Source organism: Desulfopila sp. IMCC35008, from assembly GCF_010646885.2.
GTDB lineage: Bacteria > Desulfobacterota > Desulfobulbia > Desulfobulbales > Desulfocapsaceae > Desulfopila.
The window spans coordinates 4,740,574-4,767,301 of sequence record NZ_CP050700.1 but is presented as its reverse complement, the minus strand read 5'-3'; the positions used below and the strand labels follow the sequence as shown (position 1 = coordinate 4,767,301).

Genomic DNA, 26,728 nt, shown 5'->3' with positions numbered 1-26,728 from the left:
TTTCCTCAGCTATTTATCTTGAAATCAAGATGATCATGGGATTGTCTTTGCAGGGCATGGAATATTGACCGGCACTGGATTTTCAGTTGCCGGTCGATTTGATAGGATCACTTCATCTCGTTTTCATACCGGCTTTGTTGTTTTCCTCAGCCAGAGATAGCCGCCGATTCCTGCAACAAGTGATGCCATGACAATACCAATCTTGGCGTTCAGGAGCAGTTCGGGTTGGTGGGCAAAGGCCAGTGAGCCGATAAAAATTGACATGGTGAAACCGATACCGGCCAGCATTGAGACACCAGCTACATGTTTGAGCTCCATACCGGCCGGTAGCTTGCTCATGCCGGTTGCCGTGACAGCCCAGGAGAAAAGGAAGATACCGACAGTCTTGCCGCCAATCAATCCCAGCATGATGCCCAGCGTTACCGGATGCTGCAGGATAGATCCTATTTCACCAAAGGCAATCGGGATTCCGGCATTTGCCAGGGCGAATATCGGTACGATCAAAAAAGAGACCCAGATATGGAGTCCTTCCTCCATGCGTTGCAGGGGACTTTCCATCTTGTGGATGGTATCCTCATAGGCGCTCAGGATCAGCTGTTTCTGGGAGTTTCTGAGGATGTTCAGCTCCGGGGTGGCCCTTTCCTCCAGGGAGATCTGGTCTATAAAGTCCCGGGTAAGCATGGTCATCCGTTCTGTGAATACGGTGGCATCACAGGTAGAGCTGGCGGGAATTGCAAGAGCGGTCAGTACACCTGCCAGGGTGGCGTGGACACCTGACTTCATCATGGCAATCCAGAGTAGGAAGCCTACTATTACATAAGGAAGGGGCCTTCGGCTGCCGGACATGTTCAGGGCGATGAGCAAAAAGACGCAGCCACCTGCCGCCATGAGTGCTCCCATATGGATCGTTTCTGTATAAAAAACGGCGATGATAAGCACCGCCCCGAGGTCGTCGACGATGGCTAAGGCGAGTAGAAACGGTATAACCGGTTGAGGTATCCGTTTACCGAGCAAAGCGATAACACCGAGGGCAAAAGCGATATCGGTTGCCATGGGTATCCCCCAACCACGAGCCGCATCCCCTGAGTTGTTCAGCATGAAATAGCAGAGCGCGGGAAGGAGCATTCCTCCTATGGCGGCACTGATCGGCAGCAGTGCCTGTCGAATATCCGAGAGCTCGCCAATGAGGATTTCGCGTTTCACCTCCAGCCCTACCACAAAAAAGAAGAGTACCATGAGCCCGTCATTGATCCAGTGGTGAAGGGAGTGTGACATGGAGAATGAGCCACCGCCGATGGTGACCTCGGTGTGCAGTATCCTGTCGTAGAGTGGAAACAGCGGGCTGTTGGCGATGACGATGGCCGCAACGGCACAGGCCATAAGCAGGATACCCGATGAGGTCTCCTTATGGACGAAGTCCTCGATAGGTGTGACAGCTCTCTTAAATGTCTTGGCGAGTGGATATTTATCGGGATTGATCTGACAACCCGGCTGCAGTTCTGTGCTCATCAAAAATGCTCCTCAAGGTGATACGAGAGTGGTGTGTCTGACTTTTGTATGGAGTGTGAAAGTAAACCTATCGAAAACGAATCGTCGGTGCAATACCTTTTGACACTCTTTATGGGGCTTTGTGGGCTTGTGAATTCACAAAGAACCTCATTTCATGGATATTGATCCTTCCCTTGTTAAAAAATAAACGATAAACTAGGACAAATTCTTTTTAATAACAACTTTGAATGACATCAAATACACGCTTACATGTGAATAATAATTATTATTGACAGAAGATGTGTATCATCCTATACTTGGCCATCCAGTTTGAGGTTGTTATTACCGTTGGGTAACGGTTTGGATCTATTTCGGGTACAAGAACGAGGGCACTGTTAGCAGGTGGTCCCTGACAGGAGGTGGCGTATGCTCCATACATATCCCGTACGAATTTACAGGTTTTATCTCGATGGTTTTAAACGAATGACCCTTGGCAAGACCCTATGGAAAATTATTTTGATTAAACTGTTGGTGATGTTCGGTATCTTCAAGCTGTTTTTTTTCCCGAATTACCTGAATACGAATTTTGAAACAGATGAACAGAGGGCCGATCACGTTATTGAACAGATAACCGGTTCTGCAGCAAACAATAATTAAGGAGGGAGGTTTATGTTTGAGGCTGATTTGGTCATGGTGAATTGGGCACGGGCGCAATTTGCACTGACTGCAATGTATCACTGGATCTTTGTCCCACTGACACTGGGACTTTCGTTTCTCTGTGCCTTTTTTGAGACGCTCTATGTGAAAACAGGCAGGGAAGAGTGGAAATCCATAACAAAATTCTGGATGACACTGTTTGGTATTAACTTTGCGATCGGAGTTGCCACTGGTATCATCCTGGAGTTTGAATTCGGAACCAACTGGTCCAATTACTCATGGATGGTCGGGGATATCTTCGGGGCACCACTGGCAATCGAGGGGATTGTAGCATTTTTTCTTGAAGCGACCTTCTTTGCAGTTATGTTTTTTGGTTGGGATCGTGTCTCGCAGGGTTTTCACCTCTTTTCCACCTGGATGGTTGCCATCGGCTCTAACCTCTCCGCTCTCTGGATTCTTGTTGCCAACGGCTGGATGAATTTCCCCACCGGCATGGCTTTCAATCCGGACAGTGCGCGCTTTGAGATGCAGAACTTCTGGGAAGTGCTTTTCTCGCCCGTGGCGATCTCAAAATTCACCCATGCTACAAGCTCCAGCTTTATGGTCGGCTCCCTTTTTGTCATCACCATCTCGTCGTGGTATCTGCTCAAAAGGCGGCATGTGGATATGGCCCGGAAGTCAATTATCGTGGCCTCCGTATTTGGTTTGCTGTCGACAGTATATGTGGCTTTCAACGGTGATGAATCCGCCTATACCAATGCCCATACCCAGCCGATGAAACTGGCTGCTTATGAGGGGCTGTGGGATGGCGAGAATAACGCCGGTATTGTTGCCTTCGGTGTTCTTAATAAGGATAAAAAACCTGGTGATGATCAGGAGCCGTTTATGTTTGAGTTCAAGATTCCTGGCATGCTCTCCTTGCTTGCCAATCGTTCATTCGGCTCCTTTGTACCTGGTATCAACGACCTGGTCTACGGTAACGAAGAACATGGGATCATGCCCGTAGCAGACAAGATGGAACTCGGCAAGCTTGCAGTGACTGACCTTGCAGCCTATAAAGAGGCAAAAAAGGCGAAGGATGATACTGCTGCTGCAGCTGCTCTTGAAAAATTCAGGATGAACCAGGAATATCTTGGTTACGGTTATCTGGAAAAACCTGAGGATACCGTGCCGCATGTCGGACTCACCTTTTACGCCTTTCATGTCATGGTATTTCTCGGAACCCTTTTTGGTGTGGTCTTTATCCTGAACCTCTACTATGGGATAAAAGGGACGCTTACGGAGAAAAAATGGTTGCTGGTTCTTGGGGTTCCCATGTTTTTCCTCGCTCTTGTTGCCTCCCAGGCTGGTTGGGTGGTTGCCGAGATGGGTCGACAGCCCTGGGCTATCCAGGACCTGCTACCCGTGCATGTTGCGACAACCAATATCGCCGCGAGTAATGTCCAGATCACTTTTTTCATGTTCCTGGCCGTTTTTACCCTGCTGCTGATCGCTGAGATCGGAATTATGCTGAAACAGATCAAAAAAGGACCGGAGGGCGTATAATATGATAGGTAGCCTTGACACTGCAATGTTGCAGCAGATATGGTGGATTCTGGCCTCTGTGGTCGGATCGCTCTTCCTCTTCCTTACCTTTGTCCAGGGTGGACAGACGCTTCTCTGGCAGGTGGCGAAGAACGAAACAGAAAAATCACTGGTCATTAACTCCCTGGGCATGAAATGGGAGCTCACCTTTACGACTTTGGTGCTCTTTGGTGGGGCGTTGTTCGCTGCGTTTCCCAAATTTTATGCCACCAGTTTTGGAGGGGCATACTGGGTATGGATGTTGATTCTTTTTACCTTTATCGTCCAGGCGGTCAGTTATGAATATCGCAAGAAACCGGGTAACTTCCTTGGTGCGCGGACGTACGAACTGTTCATGTTCATTAACGGGTCAGTAGGTATTCTGCTGATTGGTGCGGCGGTGGGAACATTTTTCTCCGGATCGAATTTCACCCTCAACGATTATAATCAGGTATCCTGGACGACACCGTATCGCGGTCTTGAAGCGGCGCTCTCCCTGTTCAATCTTTCCATGGGCCTCTTCCTGGTGTTCAATGCCAGGGTGCTGGGCTCCATGTACCTGATAAATAATGTCGATTTCAGTGGCCTTCCGGAGTTTGAGGCAAGAATGCGTAAGGCGTGTCTCACCAACCTGATCTGTGCCCTGCCATTTCTGCTTTATGTACTTGGAAGCCTGTTGTTGATGGACGGTTTCGGCGTGGATGCAGAAGGTACTGTTTCCATGGTCTCTGGTAAGTACCTGCAGAATTTGCTGGCTATGCCAATCGTGCTTGGTTTTCTGCTTGGCGGGTTGGTCCTTGTTGTGGGTGGTGTCGCACTGACAAGTTTCAAGGAATCGACCAAGGGTATCTGGTTCGGCGGTCTCGGGACCGTGTTGGTTGGACTGGCAGTTTTCTTCCTGGCCGCATTCAACAATACGTCGTTTTACCCGTCCAAGGTTGACCTGCAGTCGAGCCTGACGATCTACAACGCGTCTTCGAGCCATTTCACCCTGACCGTCATGACCTATGTGGCATTTTTTATCCCCCTGGTACTCGCTTACATCGTTTGGGTTTGGTGGGCAATGAATCGCCGTAAGGTGAGTGTTGCGGATGTGACAGGTGGGAAGGCGTACTAATAATTGCTTAAAGAGGTATTTGAAATGATAACATTTTTACTAATAGCATGGGTTGCCGTGATCATCTTTTCCCTGAAGTTCTCGCATAAAGCTCTCGAGAAGGCTGGGGAGTTGTAGGTTTTCCCAAAAAACATAATCAAGCTAAACTTTTAGGGGTTGCCGGCATATGCGGGCAACCCCTTTGCTGTTTGCAAACAACAGTTTAATCGGTGTTGTCTTGGTCAGTGTTTTGTCTGAAAACATGGGTGTACCATCTCTTATCCAGTCTTAATCCCCCATGAAAAAGTCACGCTCTCGCCAGAAGGGATGGTGATAAGCCCTTTCTTGTTGTTCAAGGCATTGGGGGCGCAGGTCATCGGTTCAATGGCGATCGACTTACGATGAGGAGGGGTGTAAACCTGCAGGTAATTGTATTTACCGGGGCCGGTTTCCTGCCAGAGTCTGAGGGTAAGGTTGATTCGGGTATTCTGTAGCAGAACAGTTGCGTGTCTATTCGTATCTTCCAGGAGAAAACAGCTATCGAGTCTTGTGTCGGCAACCGGGACGGGTGAACCAAAATTATCGTAGGGAAAAGTTCTGCCGGTGGGGATATTCACCTCGTTGACTTCCAGTATGTCATGGGCGGGAAAACTAAAGAGAAGTTCGTCTATTCGATCTGCTCCGGCGGTAAAATAGGGATGCCAACCGTGTCCGGCGGGCATGGGTGTTTTAGAGTTATTATTGATTCGGGTTCTACAGCAAAATCCTTCCTGCCAATCAAGGCTGTATTCGTGGCTGAGGGTATAGGAAAATGGAAAACCTTTATCCCTTCCGTTTGCCTCGAAGCTCACTGTGAGAGTGCATCGGCTGTCTTCCTCCTTGGTCTCTGTTACGGTGAACTGTTTGTTATAAACAAGTCCGTGAATAGCGTTGTTTTCATGGTGAAAGTTGACCGGAAGCTGAAGTGCTTGAGTATCCCATGTGTATTGGCCACCTGCAATCCGGTTTGGGAAAGGGAACAGGTTGCTGCCCTTAAACGATGACTCCAGCTTATCCAGTGCCTCTTTAGAAGAGGAATAGCCATCGATTGTTTCCACCAGTGAGGTGCCAGCCTGAACTCGTAGTGAGTTAATGGTTCCCCCTAAGAAAGGGAGGATAGAAACAGATTCCCCGGTTGTTGTATCTGTCAATTCATAACGCAGATGAGCGCCGAATGGGAGGGTGAGAACCTGAAATCTGGATTTGGTGGATCGTGACATGGTGTTAAGGTGTGGTGGAATGAGCGGCATAACCGAAAAAGGTGAAGATTCATTTTCGGTGGAACGTGAAATAGTTCAGCCTTGCACGATACCTGGCCAGGTGTGTGAATACAACATCCTTTTCGTGAATCAAGCCAGGACGTAGCTCCTGTCTGATGACGGTTAGAAAAAACTTCAGGCTTTCAGGAATGGGGGGAAATGCAGTCCATCAGCTTATATTGATCGTTGTCGCGCCCGAAGGGGTGAACCGGCTGCCCAGGGTGTAACGGGAACCCGGATAATAGAAGGTCGAATAGGTGGCGATCACCTCACCAACCCAAGTCTTTCGATAAAGGGCAAGGCATGGCTCGTGATGGTTGGTTTGAAGCAGGTCCCTGATCCACGCTTCCGGGATAAGAGCTTCTACCTCGTGCTCAACAGCCGATACGGGGGCCAGTTGCAGCAGGTAATCGCTTGGTGTTGTGCGGGTGAAATCCTGATTGAGGTAGTCCGGGGCAATGGTGGGATTGATAAATCTTGAGCCGAGCTGGATGGGGGTCCCTCCATCCTTGTGGACGATGACGGAATGAAAAACCGGTTCGTAAGGGGAAAGCCCCAAGAGCGATGCCAGCTCCGGTCGTACCTTTTCCTCTTGCAGCAAGTGGATGCTACAGGAGTAATCTCCGCCGTTGTCCCTTATTTCTTTGGCGATGGACTTGATCTCAAGAAGTGCCGCACGGCTTTTCTTTTCAGCAACAAAAGTGCCGAGTCCCTGCTTACGGGTGAGTCGGCCTTCGGCGGTCAGTTCGCGCAGTGCCCTGTTGACCGTCATCCGCGACGCCCCGGTAGCGGCAACCAGTTCCGCTTCAGAGTCGATTTTCATACCCGGCTGCCAGATCTTACTGTCAACCCGCTCCATGATGTACTGTTTTACTCGTTCATAGAGAGGTGTTCTTTCGCTCTGTTTTGTCATTGTGGCTCAGAAGCTTGGGAGCAATTCCGTGTGAAGCAGGCTGTTGAATACGCCTTGACGGATAATGGTGTAGATCTTTTCTATATCAGGTGCAAAGTAGCGGTCCTGGTCGTAAAAGGGAACCTGTTCCCGCACCAGCTGCTTGGCCTGTTCCAGTTTCGCTGAACTTTTCAGTGGGCTTCTGAAATCGACACCCTGGCAGGCAGCAAGTAACTCAATAGCCAGGATATTACCACTGTTCTCCGCCATATCGAGGAGTCTTCGAGCCGCGAATGTGGCCATGGAGACATGGTCTTCCTGGTTGGCCGAGGTGGGCAGGCTGTCGACGGAAGCGGGGTGTGCCAGGGATTTATTCTCACTGGCAAGGGCGGCGGAGGTGACCTGGGCGATCATGAAGCCGGAGTTGAGGCCTCCTTTTTCGACCAGGAAGGGAGGGAGTTTGCTCATGTGGGTGTCGATCAGAAGTGCCATCCGCCGCTCGGAGAGGGCGCCGATTTCGGCAAGGGCCAGTGCCAGATTGTCTGCAGCCATCGCAACTGGCTCTGCGTGGAAGTTTCCACCTGAGATGATGTCCTGCTCCTCGCTGAAAACCAGCGGGTTGTCAGAAACCGCATTGGCCTCTGTAAGCAAGGTTCGCGCACTATTGCGGATCTGCTCAAGACAGGCACCCATAACCTGCGGCTGGCATCTCAGTGAATATGGATCCTGTACCGCTTCGCAGCCTTTGTGGGAAGCCTCTATTTCGCTGTGGGCGAGCAGTTCGCGGTAGGCTGCTGCAACATCTATCTGGCATTCATGTCCCCGCACTTCGTGGATCAGGGCCTCGAAGGGACGACGGGAGCCCAGCGCTGCTTCTATGCTCAGGCTACCGGATACAATACCTGTAGCAAGAAGATCTTCGGCGGCAAACAGGCCGTTGAGTGCAAAAGCGGTTGAGGCCTGGGTGCCGTTGAGTAATGCCAGCCCTTCCTTGGGGCCGAGGGTGATCGGTTCAAGTCCGGCGAGAGCCAGTCCCTCTTTACCACTCAGTCGCTGTCCATCATGAAATACCTCGCCCTCCCCAAGCAGGACTGTGCTCATATGGGCCAGCGGTGCAAGGTCGCCTGAGGCGCCGACGGAGCCTTTTTGCGGGATACAGGGGTAGACCCGACTGTTGACCAGATCGATGAGGCTGTCGATTACTTCGTAGCGGATACCTGAATAGCCACGAGCCAGGCTGTTGATTTTGAGTACCATCATTAACCGTACCGTTGCCTCGTTCATAAACTCGCCGACACCGGCAGCATGCGAGAGTACGATAGAACGTTGGAGATGCTCAAGCTCCTCGTGGGGGATGACGGTATTGGCCAGCAGTCCGAATCCGGTATTGATCCCATATATGACACGCCCGTTGCCGATCAGTTCCCGAACCGTTTCAACGGAGGTGTCGATCTGTCTCCTGCTCTCTTTCGTGAGTTGGACACGAACATTTGTAGTTGTTATTTCACGAAGTTGTTGGAGTGTCAACTTGCCGGGATCCAAGAGTATCGTTTTCATGTTGTCTCGTAATTATTGTTATGTGATAAAGAATATTTCTTTAAATGTATATACAAGTGAAGCAGATATCAAGAAATATTTTGGTATATGGCGGATAAGAGAGGGTGTATAAGCTACTTGTATATACAAGCGGTAGTTGTTATTATGGTAGAAACGATATTTTTTTGAACCGTATAAAACAAGATGGTGAGAATATGACAACAGCTACTCATGATGATCACGGGATGAGAATTCTTTTAGATGCATACCTGCCCGCAAAAAAGCAATTTGCAGAAGGGATTCGCCGGGCTCCAGATCGGGGATTTCGCTTGACCAAATCACAGAGTGAGAAGGCGCTTCGGAATGCGCTCAGGTATATACCCGGGCAGCATCATGAAATACTGATACCTGAGTTTTTGGATGAACTTGCCACACGGGGCAGGATTTACGGATACCGGTTTCGCCCGGAAGGACGGATTAAGGCGAGACCAATTGAAGAGTACAAGGGGCATTGTCTGGCCGGCAAGGCGTTTCAGCTCATGATAGATAATAACCTGGACTTCGATGTTGCCCTCTATCCTTACGAATTGGTCACGTACGGGGAGACGGGCAGCGTCTGCCAGAACTGGATGCAGTATAACCTCATCAAGAAGTATCTGGAGCAACTGACGGAGGAGCAGACGCTGGTGATGCAGTCCGGACATCCCCTTGGCCTGTTTAAGTCGGACCCGGATCAGCCACGGGTTATTATCACTAATGGCTTGATGGTTGGCCAGTACGACAATCCCGATGACTGGGAGATCGCAGCCCAGATGGGGGTCTCGTCCTATGGCCAAATGACGGCGGGCGGTTGGATGTATATTGGACCGCAGGGCATTGTCCATGGGACCTATAACACCCTGCTTAATGCGGGTCGCAAAGTGTGTGGGGTGGCTCCGGACGGAGACCTTCGCGGACTGCTTTTTGTCTCTTCCGGCCTGGGGGGCATGAGTGGTGCCCAGCCGAAAGCAGCACGAATCGCTGGCGCTGTCTCCATTGTTGCCGAGGTGGACCAATCACGGATCATCACCAGGCATGAGCAGGGTTGGGTCGATAAGGTGTCAGGAGATATTGACGACGTATTATCGATGGCATCTGAGGCAGTTGAGAGAAAGGAGCGATGCTCCATCGCCTATCACGGCAATGTGGTCGACCTTCTTGAGGAGATGGCCAAGAGGAAATACAAGGTGGACCTGTTCTCGGATCAGACCTCCTGCCATGTGGTGTATGACGGTGGGTATTGTCCTGTCGGTATGAGCTTTGAAGAGCGGACCGCGATGCTGGCCGGTGACAGGGCGGAGTTCTGTAAACGGGTTGACGCCAGTTTGGTCCGGCATATTGCGGCTGTTCGGGCATTGAGTGATCAGGGGGCCTATTTTTTCGACTACGGGAATGCTTTTTTAAAAGCAGTGTTTGATGCCGGGGTTACGGACGTGGCCAGGAACGGGGTGGATGATCGGGACGGGTTTGTGTTTCCCTCCTATTTTGAGGATATCATGGGTCCGATCTTCGATTACGGCTATGGTCCTTTTCGCTGGGTATGTTTGAGTGGCAAACCTGAAGACCTGGCAAAGACTGATAAGGCTGCCATGTCCTGTATCGATCCCGGGCGAAGATCAGAGGATCGCGATAATTATGTCTGGATCCGGGATGCGGAAAAAAATCATATGGTTGTCGGCAGTCAGGCCCGTATTCTGTATTCGGATGCCGGAGGTCGAACCGCCATTGCCCTGAAATTCAATGAGATGGTCCGTGCCGGCGAAGTGGGACCGGTCATGCTGGGCCGGGACCATCACGATCCAGGTGGGACCGACTCCCCATTCCGGGAAACTGCAAATATCAAGGATGGCTCAAATGTCTGCGCCGATATGGCCACCCACTGCTTTGCCGGCAATGCAGCCCGGGGCATGTCGCTTGTGGCCCTGCATAACGGAGGCGGGACCGGGATCGGTAAAGCCATCAACGGGGGCTTTGGCATGGTGCTTGACGGCAGTGAGCGGGTGGATCATATCCTGCAATCCGCTATGTCCTGGGATGTTATGGGCGGTGTCGCCCGCCGTAACTGGGCGGGAAACCCCAATGCCATGGAGGTTGCAGCAACGTATAACCGGGATAATAGCAACGGAGATCAGATAACCGTCCCCTTTGGTTCCGATGAAAAGCGGGTTTCAGAGGCCGTTGCAGCCCTTTTTGAAAACAAATAAAGGCCTGTAGAAGGAGAGCTCATGTCGTATACACTTTTTACAAACGCCAATATCTATACTGCCCGGGACTACGGTTCACCGCTGTCCGGGGAGAATCAGGGGCATATCAGCCATATACCAGACGGTGCATTGCTGGTCCATGACGGCAGTATAGTGGCAATCGGTAACAAAGAGGAAGTAGCGCAGCACGTTCCCCACAATATATCACCAGAACTTGTGCAGTGCGGCGGACGATGCGTTATCCCTGGCTTTGTCGATCCCCATACTCACATGTGTTTTGGGGCCCGGCGGGAGTCTGAATTTACTAAACGTCTCCTGGGGACGCCTTATCTGGATATCCTGAAACAAGGCGGAGGAATCCTCTCCTCGGTACGGAGCGTGGCGGCCGCCTCGGAAGAAGACCTGTATGATATGACCCGGCGTCATGTCAGCTCTGCCTTAAAGAGTGGAACAACCAGCCTGGAGATCAAGTCCGGTTACGGGCTGGATACGGAAAACGAGTTGAAGATGCTGAGGGCCATAAGCCGCGTGGCGGATGTTGCCCCGCAGGATGTGGTTGCGACATTCCTCGGGGCCCATGCCATACCGCCGGCATATAAGGAAAATCCGGATGCGTTTATTGAGCTGCTTATAAACGAAATGCTTCCTGCTGTTTGGCAACAAGGTCTGGCCGATCAATGCGATATATTTTGTGAAGAAGGTGTTTTTTCGATCGAGCAAGGGCGTAGACTGCTGCTGGCGGCGAAAAGGCTTGGCATGCGGGTCAAACTTCATGCTGATGAGGTTCACGACCTTGGCGGAGGTGGCCTGGCGGCTGAACTCGGTGCTCTTTCAGCGGACCATCTCCTCGCGGTAAGTGATGAAAATATACAACGAATGGCTGAGGCCGGTGTCGTGGCAAACCTGTTGCCCGTAACCGCCTACAGCCTGAAGAAGCCTTATGCCCGTGCCCGGGACATGATTGCCCAAGGGGTGCCGGTGGCTCTTGCCACGGACTGCAATCCTGGTTCCAGTTACTGTGAATCGATGCCTTTTGTTATCGGCCTCGCTGTCATGAACATGGACATGAGTCCCGAGGAGGCGTTGGTGGGCGCAACCCTTAACAGTTCCTATGCTATTGGTCTGGCTGACAGGGTAGGTAGCCTTGAGGTGGGAAAACAAGCGGATATGCTCATCCTGGATGGGGAATCTCCCGCTATTCTTGCCTACCATGCGGGAGGGGATTCGGTTGCAGAGGTTTACAAGAACGGAAAGCTGGTTGCCAGGGCAGGCCAGGTTATTTACGAGCAGGAAAGGATATGAAGAAGATAATAGAGTGTGTACCTAATTTCTCAGAAGGGCGTGACAAGGCGATCATTGAGGCTATTGGTGAGGCGATCCGTAATACTGAGGGGTGTACGCTCATCGATGTCGACCCCGGCTATTCAACTCATCGAACAGTGTACACCTTCGTGGGGAGTCCGGAGGGTGTCGTCGAGGGTGCCCTGGCCGCTGCCCGTGTGGCCCGTGAGAAAATCGACATGCGTAAACATAGGGGTGAGCATCCGCGCTTCGGGGCTATGGACGTGTGTCCCTTTGTGCCGGTAGCCGGTGTGACCATGGAAGAGTGTGTCGAGGTATCGAAACAGTTTGCCAAGCGGGCCGCAGATGAGCTGAATATTCCTTTTTACCTCTACGAAGAGGCAGCCGACCGCGATTACCGTCGAAAACTTCCCGATATTCGGGAAGGGGAATACGAGGGCCTGGCCAAACGGTTGAAGGACGATAAATGGAGACCGGATTTCGGGCCGGTTGGGTTTGTCCCTGAATGGGGCATAACCGCAACCGGGGCCCGTAATTTCCTGATCGCTTATAACGTCAATATCCTGGGTTCTCCCAACCAGGCCCATCGCATTGCCCTGAATCTGCGTGAAGCTGGCCGCGGGGAAGGCGAGCCTGGTCGTTTGCGGGAAGTAAAAGGTATGGGGTGGTTTGTTGATGAGTACAATATGGCCCAGGTAACGGTCAATCTGACCGATTACCGGGTAACCCCTATCCACACCTTTTTTGAGGAAGTAAAAAAGGAAGCGGCCTTGTTGAACCTGGCCGTTGCCGGATCCGAGGTCGTCGGCGTAGTGCCACTTGCTGCCCTGCTGTTGGCAGCAGAGTATTACATCGAAAAAGAAGGGCTCTTTATTTACCAGGAGGAGCAGAAACTGCGCCTGGCGATCGAGAGAATGGGACTCAATTCCGTCGCACCTTTTAAGCCGGAAGAAAAGGTTATCGAATATATCGTAAAAGAAGAGCCCGATGAGCCGCTTGCTTCGCTGTCAGTCCGCAATTTTATTGAAGAGATTGGCGCGAGAACCTCGGCACCGGGCGGTGGGTCGGCGTCTGCAGCGATCGCCGCAATCGGGACAGGGCTCGGTTCGATGGTCTCTAAACTTACCTGGGGCGTGCGTAAGTTTGAAGAGGTGCAACCACATATGATTGAGGCTATTCCCGTGCTCCATAATCTTACGTCGCAGCTTATTCCAATGATCGATGCCGATACCTCAGCCTTTAATGAGTATATGGAAGGGTTGAGGATGCCGAGGGATTCAGACGAAGAGAAAGCCCTAAGACAAGCCAAGATGCAGAATGGTCTGAAAACGGCTATCAACGTGCCACTCACCACCATGCGCCTTGGTGACCAGGCCTGGGAGAGTCTGCTGATTGTGGCGCAGTATGGTAATCCCGCCTCAAAATCCGATACCCAGGTCGGGGCAATGGCACTCAAGACCGGTATCTGGGGGGCGTACCAGAATGTCCTTATCAATATGGAGGGCATTCACGACGAGCTTTTCAGAAAGGGGGGCCTGGCCGAAGCGGAGGCTATTATGCAAAGAGCAACAGAGAAGTGTGACGAGGTACTTGGTCTTTTGGAGGCGGTGTAGCGGTGTGACTGACTTCTACCCGGCATGGTCGCGGGCTGTTGATTTGCATCGTGTAATCCTATATGATACATTGAAGTGGTGGATTGATGTATGTATTTCATTAAGGAATAAAGAGCTGGTCTGTGGTGTGAGGTAACGAACCGGAGGAGGTAGTATGGCCCCTTCTGAAGTGCAGAAGCCGAAAGATGAGAGCCAGGAGCAGCTGATCGGCCGATTGTTTGATGAGATAACAGTCGCTGCCAAGGCGAAAGATTTCGAGCGGGCGGAAACCCTGCGCGAGGAGCTGCTCACGGTGGCCCCGATGGCACTCAGGGAAGTTATCGGCTCGGCAGAAATTATTGAGCAGGAGAAAACCTCAGGGGTGGACGCGGACCACCTGGCTATCTGGGATCATTTGTATTCGACCTTGACTGAGGAAGAAAAAAACGGCCTGTTCTATTCACTCAGGAAAAGTATTATTCCTCCAAAAAACATTATCCTTGCCCAGGGTGGTTACAATACCAGGCTTTTCTTTATAGATAAGGGCAGGGTTGCCATCTTGTCTCCCAAAAAGGAGAAAGGCAGGATGCTTGCCCAGATGGGCAAAGGAAACTTACTTGGGGAGTACAGTTTTACGTCGATCTCCCTCTGTTCCGCCACCGCTGTCAGTGTGACGGAGGTTGAGATGTATTGTCTCGACAATGCCGCAACCGACAGCTGGTACGAGAAATATCCGGGATTGTATGAGAGGCTGCTCGACTTTTGTGTGAAGCATGGAAATTTGGAGGAGATTTCACGCTGGAAGGCCCTGGAGAAAAAGGATAAGCCGCGCTACCCGGTGACAGGACCCTTAAAAGGTGTGCTGCTCTCAAAAGAGGGGAAAAAGACCAAGACCTACTTCAGGGGGGAGCTGGTGGATATCTCTCTTGAGGGGTGCGCGTTTGAGATTAAAATTTCAAAAAAGGCGACAGCCCGTGCGCTGCTGGCGAGGAACCTGCTGCTTCACTTTTCATTTAAAGTCGGTGATGAGTTGATCGAGTTCAGGCGGGTGGGCAAAATTGTAAAAGTCTCTTTTTACATGCATAATGAGTATTGTCTGCATATCAGGTTGGAGAAAGCAATAAAGAAAGAACTGCTTGAGAAAATATTGGCCTGATTGCCAGCAGTCAGCACTCAGTTTGATTACTCTGCCGGTATTGCTGAAAGAGGCAATTTACGATTTCAGCACCTTGAACTGATCATGCCAGGCGCACTTGTCACAAAATGTTTCAGTCTCCTCATCTACCTTGAGGTGACCCCCTTCAGCCTCTTCGCCGCTATAGATGATTTCTCCCTCTACCAGCTCAAATTCACTGATGTTGTACTGGTCGTCTGGGTCTTTTACATAAAAATGACAGCAACCGCAGTCCGGACATTTTTCGGTTGGCATGGTATCTCTCCTTGTGTGTTTCTGAAGATTTCTTATTCACTTACCACAGTATAGGTGTCGGGTGGCGGTCGGTCAAGTCACTGCATGTGTGCGACAATGTGGTGGCGTATCAGGCTTTTGCATAAATGAGGCAAGATGCTACAATGAAAACATCTATCAAAATAATGCAGGAACCCGCCATCCATGAAAGAATCGACCAAGGTTTTTATCACGACAATTATAATTACCGGGATCGTTGTGTTCCTGACTACAGCAGGTACTGTAATGTTCCTGTATCGGACCGCTGTGGAAGAACAGAAACAACGCCTGCTCGAGTTTGTGAAAAATCAGGCGAACTTCATAAGGGTTATTCATGCAGAGCAAACAACGCATAATAAACAGGAACGCCTGGGAGGGCATCTGGGATGCGGTGACGGATTGATTAATGTGTTCGAAAGGCTTTCCCGGTTACAGGTGACAGAGCAGGAACGATCAGATCAGAAAAATCCGGTCCTCAATCTTCTCATCGCTGAACGGACAGGGGAGCATGTCACTTTTCGTCTTGGCGGGAAGAATCTTACCGGCCAAACGGTTCTTTATGAAGAGTTGGGGCAAAATCCCATGGGGTTGGCACTGAGTGGGCAGACGGCTGTCCTGGAAACGGAGGACCACCTGGGGAACAGGATCTTGTCTGCCTTTACCAATGTGCAACCGTTGAAGTTGGGGCTTGTCGGGAAGATATTTCTCGACGACCTGCGGCGACCGTTTATCCGGATCTCCCTTATCGCTTTTGGTTGTGCCTGTGTGTTGCTGATTTTAAGCGGCCTGATAATGAGAAGGATGGTTTCGCCATTTGTCTCCGAGCTGGCAGAACAGAAAGTGACGCTTACTGAAAAAAATGTGGTTCTGGAGGAGCAGGCAATTACCGATGGCCTGACACAACTCTATAATCGCTCCTATTTCAATGAACAGTTGAACCATGAATTTACCCGCGTTGTTCAGGGAGGAGAAGGTCTTTCCATTATCATGTTTGATATTGATTACTTTAAAAAGGTAAACGACACTCTTGGGCACCTTGCGGGAGACAGTGTATTAAAAGAGTTATCAGAGCTGGTCCGGAAGAACATCCGGCATAATGATATTCTTGCTCGCTGGGGTGGAGAGGAGTTCGCCATTCTGATGTCCGGAACAGACAGGGACGGTGCTGAGGTGATCGCGTTAAAGCTCTGTGCTGCAGTTGCCAAATATCGGTTCAGTATTGGAAAAATGGTGACCTGCAGTTTTGGTGTTGCTGAATATCAGCCAGGAGGGAACACTATGGAACTTGTCAACCGGGCAGACAAGGCTCTTTACAGGGCCAAGGATTTGGGGCGGAATAGGGTCGAGTCGATATGATACATTTTTTGGTGTAATATTGGCAATATAAAGGGCAACCCGCCCCGGATGCAACAGGGCGGGTTGTCGATTCAAGCGGGGTGGGGAATTTTAATCAAACTTTCTTCTTCTTGGAAAGCACATCCACATAAACTGCCAGGATGAGGACCAGGCCGCGAATAATAAATTGCCAGAAGATCGGCATATTCATAACCGACATTCCATTTAATAGGCTGGCCATGATGAGTGAGCCGACAATTGCTCCGAAGATTTTTCCTTCGCCCCCCATCAGGCTCGTTCCGCCGATAACACAGGCGGCAATGGCCTCAAGTTCGTAATTCACCCCGCCCCCGGTAGTGCCGGCGGCAACATAGCCTGTCAGGACGATGCCGGAGACACCACAGAGCGCCCCCATCAGGACAAATATGGTGAAAACATTGCGCCGGATATTAATACCCGAGAGCCGTGTGGCCTCCTTGTTGCCGCCGAGTGCATAGGCATGGCGGCCCAGTTTGGTGTTGTTGGTTATGTAGGTGAAAATAAGTGCGACGACTGCCATGAGCAGAACCGGGTTGGGGATGCCCCGATAGTCATTCATGACCTTTACAAAATAGATCACCAGGCAACTGAAAAAGGTGGCGCGAAGAAAATCGACATACATGGGAGCCTGGTCGAAACCGTATTCCTTACGTTGTCTCCGGTTGTGGAAGATCATGAAAAAGATAACGAGGGCTGTGCCGACCCCAAGAGCCCAGCCAGCGGTGTTGGGAAGATATCCCTGGGCGATAAGCCGAAAAGAATCTTCGACGGGAACGATGGTTTTGCCCTGGGTGACACCAAGCACCCCGCCTCGAAAGATAAGCATGCCGCCAAGGGTTACGATAAAAGCGGGTACACCCAGATAGGCGACAATCCAGCCTTGCCAGACCCCTATAAGGATACCCACCAGTAGGCCGATGACGATGGTAATACCGGTGGAAACCAGACCGCGGACCAAAATATCGGCTCCCGGCAGCATCGATTCAAGCAGCGGCGGCAGCAGTATCGCTTGAAGATATGCGGTGACGGCGCTTACCAGTCCCACTACCGACCCCACAGACAGATCGATATTCCCGGTGACAATGATCAAGACCATGCCGATGGAGAGAAAAGAGACAATGGTCATCTGGCGGAACAGGTTTGACATGTTTCGCGGGGAGAAGAAAATCCAGTCGGTCATATATCCGAAAAACAGCCAGATCAGGGCCAGGGCCAGGATCATGGTGTAGGTTTTCATGTTCTGCCGGATCAGGTCGTTTATCTTTTGTGCAAGCATGATTCGCTTTCCTTGATGAAATCTCTCAATTGAGTCCAGTGGCCATGGCCATTATATTTTCCTGGGTCGCTTCCGATCGATCGATGATGCCGCCCAGCTTCCCTTCATGCATGACCATGATCCTGTCACTCATCCCAAGGATTTCAGGAAGTTCTGAGGAAACCATCAAAATGGAAATCCCCTGCGAAGTCAGGTCGTTCATGAGTTTATAGATCTCGAATTTAGCCCCGACGTCTATGCCCCGGGTCGGTTCATCCAGGATCAGGATTTTGGGGCTGGACATCAGCCATTTGGCAATGACCACCTTCTGCTGATTGCCGCCGGAGAGGCTGCTGACAAGTGCATGCAGGGTTGGTGTCTTGACTGCCATGTCCTTGGCAATCGTCTCACACTCCTGAATTTCGAGGTGTTTATTGATGGATAAAAAGGAGGCAAAACGGTCCAGGTTGGGCAGGGAGATGTTTTTCAGGATAGACTGTTCAACAACGAGTCCCATGCGTTTCCGGTCTTCCGGCACCAGGCTGATGCCATTTTTTATAGCCTCCCGTGCCGACCTGTTCTGAACCTGCCGACCTTCGATGGTGATGGAGCCTTCCCTGTTTTTACCGTATTCCCCGAAGAGGGAAAGGACCAGTTCGCTCCTGCCGGAGCCCATCAGGCCGGCGATGCCTAGTATCTCGCCTTTACGCAGGGAAAAACTTACATTATCCACCGCTTTCCAGCCGTGATGTTCAGTGGAGTCAACCGTCCAGTTGCGGACCTCCATCAGGGTCTCAGAAGGCATCCGGGTCGATGGCGGAAATCGTTCTGTCATCTCCCGTCCCACCATCATGGCAATGATCTTTTCGTTATCCACTTCACTGGTTGGTTTGGAGCCGACCACGGCGCCATCCCGGAAAACAGTAATGTCATCGGCGATCCGGAATACTTCTTCAAGCTTGTGGGAGATATAGATACAGGTTGTGCCCTGATTGCGGAGGTTGTCCAGTATCTCCATCAGAGTGTCAACTTCCGAGTCGGTCAGGGCCGAAGTCGGTTCGTCCAGGATCAGGACCTGGGCGTTTTCCGAAAGTACCTTGGCTATTTCTACCATTTGCTGTTTACCGACGCTCAGGTCTCCTGTAATGGCAGCGAACGGAATGTCGAGATTATGTTTTTCCAGCAGCAGCTTGGTGTCGTTGAAAAGTTTGTTCCAGTTAATGATTCCTTTTACCGCCGGTTCACGACCGAGGTAGATGTTCTCGCCCACGGTGATCTGCGGGATAAGGGCCAGTTCCTGGTGAACAATGGCGATACCTTTCTCGATGGCCTGTTGGATGGAGTCCACGGTAAAGTTGAGTTCTTCGCCATTGTAGTTGATAGAGCCGCTATAGCTCTCATGCGGATAGATGCCGGCCAGGACTTTCATCAGGGTGGATTTTCCCGCACCGTTCTCGCCGCATATGGCGTGTATGGTTCCCCTGCGAACCTTGAAGGATACGTCGTTCAAGGCAAGGACTCCGGGAAACTCCTTGGTGACGTTATTGAACTCCAGGATGTAATCAGACAAAACGAATCTCCACAGATGTGACAGGGACCGGAAACCTCTGCTTGCGGATCGGGCGTTTCCGGTAAAAACTGCGTATGTCTATGAGTAGCTGATGCGAATTGTTCATGAACTTTGTGTCGACTTCAGCATGTTCAGGATATCGCGACTTTGTACATGAGGGGTCAGGCCTGAGGCCTGACCCTTTAATAATAAGAATTTCAGGCTATACGTTTACTATGGACGGGGCGGACGTTTGTCTTCCGGGATGTCCTTGTATATATCGTCATACTTCTGGAAGGAGGATTTGACAATTTCGTCATAAACATTTGTTTTGTCCACGCCGACAACTTTCAGGAATTTGCAAGGTACGTTGCCTTTCAATTTGTCGTCGAGGGTCAGTTCCTTTAAAGAAAAATCTTTCAATCCTTCAACTTTTTCCCCTTGGGCAAGCTTGATAGCCATGTCGATTGCCATGGGGGAGAGCAGGCGTACATCTTTGTAGACGGTCATGGTCAATTCGTCTTCAACGATGGATTTACAGCCGGCAGCAGTAGCGTCCTGGCCTGAAATGGGCACCTTGCCCGCCAGTCCCTGAGCTTTCATGGCTTGCAGTGCACCGAGGGCGGTTCCGTCATTAGAGGCAACAACGGCATCAACCTTGTTTTGCTGTGCGGTCAGAATGTTTTCCATAATTTTGGTGGCGTTGGCAGGTGACCAGTTTTCAACCCACTGGTCGGCAACGATCTTGATCTGGCCTTTGTCCACCAGTGGCTGGATGATTTCCATCTGGCCTTTGCGGAACAGTACGGCGTTGTTGTCGGTGGGGGAGCCGCCGAGCATAACGAAGTTGCCCTTATCGGTCTTGTTCAATACACCGCGTGCCTGGGTGCGGCCAACTTCAACGTTGTCAAAAGAAATATATGCAGCGAGCTTGTCAGATTTTACCAAACGGTCGTAAGCTATGCAGGGGATTCCGTCACGGGCAGCGGATTCAACAGCGGAGGCGGCGGCAGCACCGTCTTCTGCGATAATGATGATAACATCGACCCCTTGCAGAACCATATTCTCAATCTGGTCGTTTTGCAGTTTTGCGTCATGGTTGGCGACCTGGGAGATGAGCTGTGCACCTTGCTCATGGGCCAGCTTGGTCATGATGGCCTGCTCAACCGGCCAGCGCTCAGTTTCAAAGTCGGAAATGGAGAGTCCGATCTTAATCTGTTTTTTTGCCAGTGCCGGGGATGCTGCTACGACGCATGCGGCACAGAGAGCAAGTACAACGGCTGCAATTCTTTTCATGTTCTGGCTCCTCCTTAAGTGAGTGTGGGTGATGGTATCGCCTCCGACCTCCTCATGCCGGCGAGGTGATTCCGTCATGTTGTTTGGTCCCGGTAACCGGGAGTCCCGAATGGTTCAATTCGTGTATTAACCACTTCCGCAACAAATATGCACCATGTCGGTATTAATAATTCAATAATTGAAATATTAGAATTCACTCATCGAATGCCATATATTGAAAAAGCTGTCAAGCAGTTTCTTGTAGTGTCAGAGTCTTTAAATACTGTAATTACGTTGTTGTAGAGTGCCGGCTCAGCTTTGAGTGTGAACAAAAAATGGTTGACATTTTCATTTGATCTCAATTAATTTAGAAACTGAATTAATTGAAAGGATTTTCAGAATATGGCCGAAACTCTCCCGAAAAAATCACCGACTACCCGTAGCTTCCAGCGGGCGATGCACCGCTCTAACATACTCAGCCGGATCCGGACCAGCGGGCTCATCTCCCGGACCGATCTTGCCAAAAAGACGGGTTTGAGCCAGGCTTCGGTCACCGGCATTACGGCTGAACTGATAGCAGAGGGATTGATAGAGGAGAAACAACCTGGTGCATACGAAGGGGGGCGAAGGCCTACCCTGCTTGCAATACGGGCTGATGGGGTGCACGTTATCGGGGTGAACATGGCCCTGGACCAGATCAGGGTGGTCATCGTTAATTTCCAGGCGGAATTGAAGGCATCCCATGTGGTAAAGCTTGAGAAGGAATCGTACGGCCCGGAGGAACTCGTTGACATTATGGCCCAGGCAATCCAGGCGTGTATGTGGGAGGCAAATTTCTCAAAAGATCAGATCTCCGGTGTCGGGGTGGGTATTCCAGGCCCGGTCGACTCGGTGGAGGGCATTATCCGTTTCCTGCCCAACTATGGCTGGGAGGAGGTACCGTTTCGGGAGATGCTGCATGAGAAGATCAACCATCCCGTGTTTATTGACAACAGCTCCAATAATCTGGCCATTGCGGAGTCCTGGTTTGGCAGTGGCAAGGGCGTGGACAATTTTCTGGTTATTACCCTCGAAAACGGTGTTGGGGCCGGTATGGTTATTAATGGTCAGGTGGTTCGCGGAACGCTCGGTATAGCCAGTGAATTCGGTCATCTCTGTGTATCAGAGGACGGACCGTTATGTCGATGTGGTCGTAAGGGGTGTATCGAGGCGTATGTCGGCAATAATGCCCTCATCAGGGATAGCAGGGATCTCGTTCGGAAAGGAATGTGGTCGGAAAAGGGTACCGATCCGGACACTCTCTGCTTTAATGACGTGATAGAGGAACTTGACCGGGGGAACGAAGCCCTTGAGGAGTTGTATCGTAAAGCCGGGGATGTTCTTGGAGTCGGCATTTACAACATGATCACTATGCTCAACCCGGAGTTGGTCATTATTACCGGCAAAGGTGTACGGGCAGGGGACAAACTGTTCGATTCCATGCAGGCGGCGATTGAAAGGCTGAAAAAAGGTAAATTCGGTTATGCCAGAACAGAACTCGTTATCCAGGACTGGACGGATGGTGACTGGGCCCGGGAGTCCGGAACGCTTGTCTTGAGGGAGATTTATAAATCACCTTTTTTTAAATAAATTGCGATGAAGGAGCAGCACATGACTATATATTTTCCCGAAGTTAAAGAGACCGTCATTTATGAAGGGCCGAAATCGAAAAATCCCCTGGCATTTCGATGGTATGATAAAGACAAAATGGTTCTCGGCAAGACCATGGAGGAACATTTGCGTTTTGCCGTTGCTTATTGGCATACCTTTAAAAGCGAAGGCGGTGACCCCTTTGGCAATGCAACAATGAGTCAGGCGTGGAAGACGTATGGTGATCCGATGGACAATGCCTTTGCCACCTGTGATGCCGCTTTTGAATTTTTCACCAAACTTTCCGTTCCCTTCTACTGCTTTCATGACCGGGATCTTGCTCCGGAAGGGGACACTTTCAGTCAATCGTGCAGCAATCTGGAAAAACTTGTTGCCCATGCCGGAAAACTCCAGAAACAAACCGGAGTGAAGCTGTTGTGGGGAACGGCCAACCTGTTTTCCCATCCGCGATACGCACATGGTGCCGGGACCAATCCCGATTTTCATGTTTTTGCCTATGGGGCAGCGCAGGTGAAGCAGGCGATAGCGGCCACCCAGGAGCTTGGTGGCCAGAACTATGTCTTCTGGGGTGGTCGTGAAGGGTATGAGACTCTTCTAAATACCCGCCTTAAGCAGGAGCAGGACCAGATGGCCGCATTCTTCCACATGTGTGTAGAGTATGCTCAAGAGATAGGTTTTACCGGCCAGTTTCTGATTGAGCCGAAACCAAAAGAACCGACCAAGCACCAGTACGATTTTGATACGGCAGCGGTGCTCAACTTCCTCCGTGCCTATGACCTGCTCGATCATTTCAAACTAAATATTGAAGCCAACCATGCAACGCTCGCCGGGCATAGCTTTGAGCATGAACTGGCCACAGCGGCCTCGGCAGGAAGGCTGGGCAGTGTTGATGTCAATCGGGGTGACAGTCTGCTCGGCTGGGATACAGACCAATTCCCAACGGACCTCTATTCAACAACATTTGCCATGCTTGAGATACTGGCTGCCGGTGGAATCGGCTCAGGCGGTCTCAACTTTGATGCCAAGGTTCGGCGTTCCTCTCATGAAACAGTTGACCTCTTTCACGGCCACATTGGCGGTATGGACACCTTTGCAAGAGGCCTGGCCATCGCCGCGGCCATAATTGAGGACGGAGTTTTAGCCGGGTTCAGGGAGAAACGGTATAGTTCATGGAATGAACCTGCCGCCGCAGCGGTCCTCGCAAAGGGCTCAAGCCTTGCTGCTTGTGAGGAGTTTGTCCTGGCCAACGGCGAGCCGACTATGAAGAGCGGTCGTCAGGAATATCTTGAGAATGTGATCAACACCTTCATCTAAGCTGGAGCTGGGACATGACGGATAGATTGTATCTTGGTATTGATAGCGGTACCCAGGGGACTAAATGTGTTGTTGTAAGTGAGAAGAAACAAACGGCCCTTGCTGAGAGTTATTGCGGATATGATCTTATAGAAAACGATCGGGGCGGCCGCGAGCAGCATCCGGCCAGTTGGCTTGATGCCTGCCGCAAGGTACTGAGAGAAGTATTGGCGGATCAGGCTGTTGATCCGTCCCTGGTCCGGGGCATAGGTGTTTCCGGGCAGCAGCATGGTATGGTACCTCTTGATAAAAAAGGAGAAGTCATACGCCCGGCAAAGCTATGGTGCGACACAGAAACGGTTCCGCAGTGTAAGACCATCACCAACAGGGTCGGCGGTGAAGAACAGGTGCTGGAGAAAATCGGCAATCAGGTCGCGGCGGGTTTTACTGCTTCCAAGATCCTCTGGCTGCAGCAAAACGAACCCGCAAACTATGAGCGGCTGGCAACGGTACTGTTGCCCCATGACTATATTAATTACTGGCTGACCGGAGAAAAGAAAACTGAAAGTGGTGATGGTTCCGGGACCGCCTATTTCGATGTGGTTAACCGCTGCTGGTCCAGGCAGCTGTTATCTGCCATCGACCCCTCCGGCAAGTTAGAGTATTGCCTGCCGGAACTCATCCCATCTGAGGCACCCCACGGAGTCGTCACTCCTGCCCGGGCGGCCGAACTCGGTCTTCCGGCAGGAGTGCTCGTTTCATCGGGTGGGGGCGATAATATGATGGCGGCTATCGGTACCGGTAACGTGAGCCCCGGTGTGGTGACAGCAAGTCTCGGCACCTCCGGTACGATTTACGCCTATTCGGATTCTCCCGTGGTTGATGCTCAAGGGGAGTTGGCCGCGTTCTGTTCATCTTCCGGTGGCTGGTTGCCACTTGTCTGTACCATGAACGTGACGGTGACGACCGAACTGATGCGTCAGATGTTTGGCCTTGAGCTTGCAGAAATGAACGACCAGGCAGCCGCAGTGGAGCCCGGTGCCGGTGGCTTGATTCTGCTGCCATATTTTAATGGTGAGAGAACTCCCGCCCTGCCTGATGCCCGTGCCACCCTGACCGGTATGACCAGTAGGAACATGCGGTCCGATATGTTTTGCAGGGCAGCCATGGAAGGCGCTGTTTTTGGGCTGCGCTATGGTCTTGAAGTGCTGAAGAGAAACGGTATTGATCCACAGGAGATCCGTCTCACCGGCGGCGGTGCCAAAAGCCATCTGTGGCGGCAGATTGTCGCCGACATTTTCGGTTGTGAGGTGGTCTGCCTTCAGGAGGAAGAGGCTGGCGCAACCGGTGCGGCCCTGCAGGCTCTCTGGTGCGATGAGAAAGAGCGCGGAGCTGGCAGGTCCCTGCAGGATATTACCTCCTGTTTTGTCCATCTGGATGAGCATAGCCGGGTCTCGCCGATCTTCCCCAATATGATTTCATATGAGACGGTCTATAAAAGCTACCTGCAGCTTAATGGCTGTATGGCAAAGTTCTGATATCTGCCTTGATGACGACACAATCGAGTTGTTGTTCTTTCTGTTCTTGTGATAAGATAGTTTGACTGTAAAAGGAAATGTTGCTTACAGTACATATCAATGGGCAAATAACAACAATCTATTGTGAAAATCCACCTTCCTGTTTTCCTGTTTTCTGTTTTCCTCGGCCTGCTGCTGCTTATGGCGGATGTGGTTGTCGATGAATTCTTTTTAAAGGATTCCCTGGTAACGCTCCCGGTTGTTGGCATGGTCTCTGCCAATGAGCTGGTCATGCGGTTTCTTATCCTCTCCCTCTTTGTCATATTCGGATTACTCTGTGGCAGGTTGCTTTTTCGATATCAAAAAGCCGAGGTTGAAAAGTCAACAACAGCGACTTTTCTTAACCAGTTGCTGGAGGCTGTGCCCATACCTGTTTTTTACAAGGATGCGGACAATGTATATCTGGGTTGTAATGAGAAGTTTGCAGAGTTCCTGAAAATGGATCGCAGTAAGATAATCGGCAAGGGTGTATACGATATAGCCCCTGCCTACCTTGCTGATAAGTACCATCAAATGGATATGGAGCTTTTTGCCAATCCAGGGGTACAGGTCTACGAGGCAGAGGTGGCAGATGAAGATAATAAGATCAGTACGGTACTCTTTCATAAGGCAACCTATTGCGACACGCATGGCCGGGTTGCAGGAATGATCGGCTTGATATTTGATGTCTCGGAGTTGCGACAGGTTGAGCGCGAGAGAGAGCAGGTCGTCAGCGAGTTGCAGGACGCACTGGCCCAGGTGAAAACCCTCGGTGGTTTTTTACCTATTTGTGCATCCTGTAAGAAGATCCGCGATGATTCAGGGTATTGGCAGAAGCTTGAGACGTACCTCAAGAAGAGTACTGATGTGGATTTCAGCCACTCGATATGTCCCTCTTGCTCTGAAAAACTGTTTGAGGAGTATGCAGATGAGAGCAGGGAACAATCTGAAGAAGTCGATGGTGGCTCCCTGCCTTCCGGGAACTAATCATCCAGGAAGAATCGGGTGAAAGAGGTTACCTCCTCTCTTGGCGTCCTGTAGCTGTTGACGGGGGCCTGCTTGTCTTCATATCCAAGTGACATGCCGCAGAGCAGCAGGCAGTTCTCCGGATAATGAAGGAATTCACGGACAAGTTGTGGGTATTCGGCAAGCGCCGCCTGTGGGCAGGTGGCAAGGCCTTCTTCTTCAGCGGCCAGCATAAGCGATTGCAAAAACATTCCGTAATCGAGATAGGATCCGGTGGCAAGACTTTTATCGATAAAAAAAAGCAGCATGACCGGGGCGTCAAAAGCCCTGTAATTGGCTATCCACTGATCCATTCGTCTTTCCCTGTCCTGTCGGTCTATCCCCAGGGCATCATAAAGCTGTTTGCCGCAGGATGTGCGCCTGCCTTTATAGGGCGGCTGCCAGTCCTGGGGGTAGTAATCGTAATCCTTTTCTCCTTTGTTTCCTGCCCTGAAACTCTTTTCCATTAACTCCTGCAGCTGTGCTTTTTTTCTCCCGGCCAATACGGCGACCTGCCATGGTTGTGTATTGGCCCCGGAGGGGGCGTGGCGGGCTGTATCCAGAACCCGGGTAAGAATATCTTTTGCCACTGGTTGATCAGTAAAAGCACGGACTGATTTGCGTCGGCGGATACAGGCTGCAACGGGAGTCGTCATG

21 protein-coding genes are annotated in these 26,728 nt (G+C 51.0%); 12 read left to right on the top strand and 9 right to left on the bottom strand.

Annotated features, from left to right (window positions below; genetic code table 11):
* Positions 1-123: 123 nt before the first annotated feature.
* Positions 124-1,509 (bottom strand): Na+/H+ antiporter NhaA, encoded by a 1,386-nt coding sequence (gene nhaA / locus GA520_RS20500; protein WP_163337449.1) that lies wholly within the window; start codon positions 1,507-1,509, stop codon positions 124-126.
* A gap of 405 nt (positions 1,510-1,914) precedes the next feature.
* On the opposite strand from nhaA, the gene GA520_RS20495 reads away from it, so the two are divergent.
* The 3 genes from GA520_RS20495 to cydB are packed head-to-tail and all read left to right on the top strand — an operon-like array spanning position 1,915 to position 4,825.
* On the top strand, positions 1,915-2,145 hold the full coding sequence (locus GA520_RS20495) for a DUF4492 domain-containing protein (RefSeq protein ID WP_163337448.1): 231 nt from the start codon (positions 1,915-1,917) through the stop codon (positions 2,143-2,145).
* A 12-nt stretch (positions 2,146-2,157) separates the two neighbouring features.
* Positions 2,158-3,690 (top strand): cytochrome ubiquinol oxidase subunit I, encoded by a 1,533-nt coding sequence (locus GA520_RS20490; protein ID WP_163337447.1) that lies wholly within the window; start codon positions 2,158-2,160, stop codon positions 3,688-3,690.
* A gap of 1 nt (position 3,691) precedes the next feature.
* Complete coding sequence (gene cydB / locus GA520_RS20485; RefSeq protein ID WP_163337446.1) at positions 3,692-4,825, top strand: cytochrome d ubiquinol oxidase subunit II; 1,134 nt, start codon at positions 3,692-3,694, stop codon at positions 4,823-4,825.
* 257 nt (positions 4,826-5,082) lie between these two features.
* Here the strand turns inward: cydB and GA520_RS20480 are convergent, their stop codons facing one another.
* The 3 genes from GA520_RS20480 to hutH all read right to left on the bottom strand — a co-directional run bounded on the left by GA520_RS20480 (position 5,083) and on the right by hutH (position 8,551).
* Positions 5,083-6,063, bottom strand: coding sequence for a hypothetical protein (locus GA520_RS20480; protein WP_163337445.1), 981 nt, complete (start codon positions 6,061-6,063; stop codon positions 5,083-5,085).
* A gap of 208 nt (positions 6,064-6,271) precedes the next feature.
* Positions 6,272-7,015, bottom strand: coding sequence for a histidine utilization repressor (gene hutC, locus GA520_RS20475; protein ID WP_163337444.1), 744 nt, complete (start codon positions 7,013-7,015; stop codon positions 6,272-6,274).
* 6 nt (positions 7,016-7,021) lie between these two features.
* Positions 7,022-8,551, bottom strand: a complete 1,530-nt coding sequence (hutH, locus tag GA520_RS20470) for a histidine ammonia-lyase (RefSeq protein ID WP_163337443.1) — start codon at positions 8,549-8,551, stop codon at positions 7,022-7,024.
* Between the two features lie 194 nt (positions 8,552-8,745).
* On the opposite strand from hutH, the gene GA520_RS20465 reads away from it, so the two are divergent.
* From GA520_RS20465 to GA520_RS20450, 4 genes are all read left to right on the top strand, one after another.
* The gene (locus GA520_RS20465; RefSeq protein ID WP_163337442.1) at positions 8,746-10,773 is read left to right on the top strand and encodes a urocanate hydratase; all 2,028 of its coding nucleotides are present in this window, start codon (positions 8,746-8,748) and stop codon (positions 10,771-10,773) included.
* Between the two features lie 21 nt (positions 10,774-10,794).
* A complete protein-coding gene (gene hutI / locus GA520_RS20460) occupies positions 10,795-12,075 on the top strand; it encodes an imidazolonepropionase (protein ID WP_163337441.1) in 1,281 nt (426 codons plus the stop codon).
* Positions 12,072-13,688 carry a glutamate formimidoyltransferase gene (gene ftcD, locus GA520_RS20455; RefSeq protein ID WP_163337440.1) on the top strand — a complete coding sequence of 539 codons (1,617 nt, stop codon included), beginning with the start codon at positions 12,072-12,074 and terminating at the stop codon, positions 13,686-13,688. The genes hutI and ftcD overlap by 4 nt, the downstream gene beginning before the upstream one ends.
* A gap of 154 nt (positions 13,689-13,842) precedes the next feature.
* Positions 13,843-14,823 (top strand): cyclic nucleotide-binding domain-containing protein, encoded by a 981-nt coding sequence (locus GA520_RS20450; protein WP_163337439.1) that lies wholly within the window; start codon positions 13,843-13,845, stop codon positions 14,821-14,823.
* A 57-nt stretch (positions 14,824-14,880) separates the two neighbouring features.
* Here GA520_RS20450 and GA520_RS20445 read toward each other — a convergent pair whose 3' ends face one another.
* Entirely contained in the window at positions 14,881-15,096 is a 216-nt protein-coding gene (locus tag GA520_RS20445) for a hypothetical protein (RefSeq protein ID WP_163337438.1), read from the bottom strand.
* A 183-nt stretch (positions 15,097-15,279) separates the two neighbouring features.
* Here GA520_RS20445 and GA520_RS20440 point away from each other — a divergent pair, with 183 nt between their 5' ends.
* Positions 15,280-16,470 (top strand): diguanylate cyclase, encoded by a 1,191-nt coding sequence (locus GA520_RS20440; protein WP_163337437.1) that lies wholly within the window; start codon positions 15,280-15,282, stop codon positions 16,468-16,470.
* A 94-nt stretch (positions 16,471-16,564) separates the two neighbouring features.
* On the opposite strand, the gene GA520_RS20435 is transcribed toward GA520_RS20440, so the two are convergent.
* From GA520_RS20435 to GA520_RS20425, 3 genes are all read right to left on the bottom strand, one after another.
* Complete coding sequence (locus GA520_RS20435; RefSeq protein ID WP_163337436.1) at positions 16,565-17,764, bottom strand: sugar ABC transporter permease; 1,200 nt, start codon at positions 17,762-17,764, stop codon at positions 16,565-16,567.
* 25 nt (positions 17,765-17,789) lie between these two features.
* Complete coding sequence (locus GA520_RS20430) at positions 17,790-19,313, bottom strand: sugar ABC transporter ATP-binding protein (RefSeq protein WP_163337435.1); 1,524 nt, start codon at positions 19,311-19,313, stop codon at positions 17,790-17,792.
* 213 nt (positions 19,314-19,526) lie between these two features.
* Positions 19,527-20,588, bottom strand: a complete 1,062-nt coding sequence (locus GA520_RS20425; protein WP_163337434.1) for a substrate-binding domain-containing protein — start codon at positions 20,586-20,588, stop codon at positions 19,527-19,529.
* A 381-nt stretch (positions 20,589-20,969) separates the two neighbouring features.
* Here GA520_RS20425 and GA520_RS20420 point away from each other — a divergent pair, with 381 nt between their 5' ends.
* The 4 genes from GA520_RS20420 (at position 20,970) to GA520_RS20405 (ending at position 26,053) form a co-directional block, all read left to right on the top strand.
* The gene (locus tag GA520_RS20420) at positions 20,970-22,196 is read left to right on the top strand and encodes an ROK family transcriptional regulator (RefSeq protein ID WP_163337433.1); all 1,227 of its coding nucleotides are present in this window, start codon (positions 20,970-20,972) and stop codon (positions 22,194-22,196) included.
* Between the two features lie 21 nt (positions 22,197-22,217).
* Positions 22,218-23,531 carry a xylose isomerase gene (gene xylA, locus GA520_RS20415; RefSeq protein WP_163337432.1) on the top strand — a complete coding sequence of 438 codons (1,314 nt, stop codon included), beginning with the start codon at positions 22,218-22,220 and terminating at the stop codon, positions 23,529-23,531.
* A gap of 14 nt (positions 23,532-23,545) precedes the next feature.
* The gene (xylB, locus tag GA520_RS20410) at positions 23,546-25,048 is read left to right on the top strand and encodes a xylulokinase (RefSeq protein ID WP_163337431.1); all 1,503 of its coding nucleotides are present in this window, start codon (positions 23,546-23,548) and stop codon (positions 25,046-25,048) included.
* A gap of 123 nt (positions 25,049-25,171) precedes the next feature.
* The gene (locus GA520_RS20405) at positions 25,172-26,053 is read left to right on the top strand and encodes a PAS domain-containing protein (protein ID WP_163337430.1); all 882 of its coding nucleotides are present in this window, start codon (positions 25,172-25,174) and stop codon (positions 26,051-26,053) included.
* Here the strand turns inward: GA520_RS20405 and GA520_RS20400 are convergent.
* Positions 26,050-26,727 (bottom strand): nitroreductase, encoded by a 678-nt coding sequence (locus GA520_RS20400; RefSeq protein WP_163337429.1) that lies wholly within the window; start codon positions 26,725-26,727, stop codon positions 26,050-26,052. The two genes, GA520_RS20405 and GA520_RS20400, sit on opposite strands and share 4 nt — an antisense overlap.
* Position 26,728 lies beyond the last annotated feature (1 nt).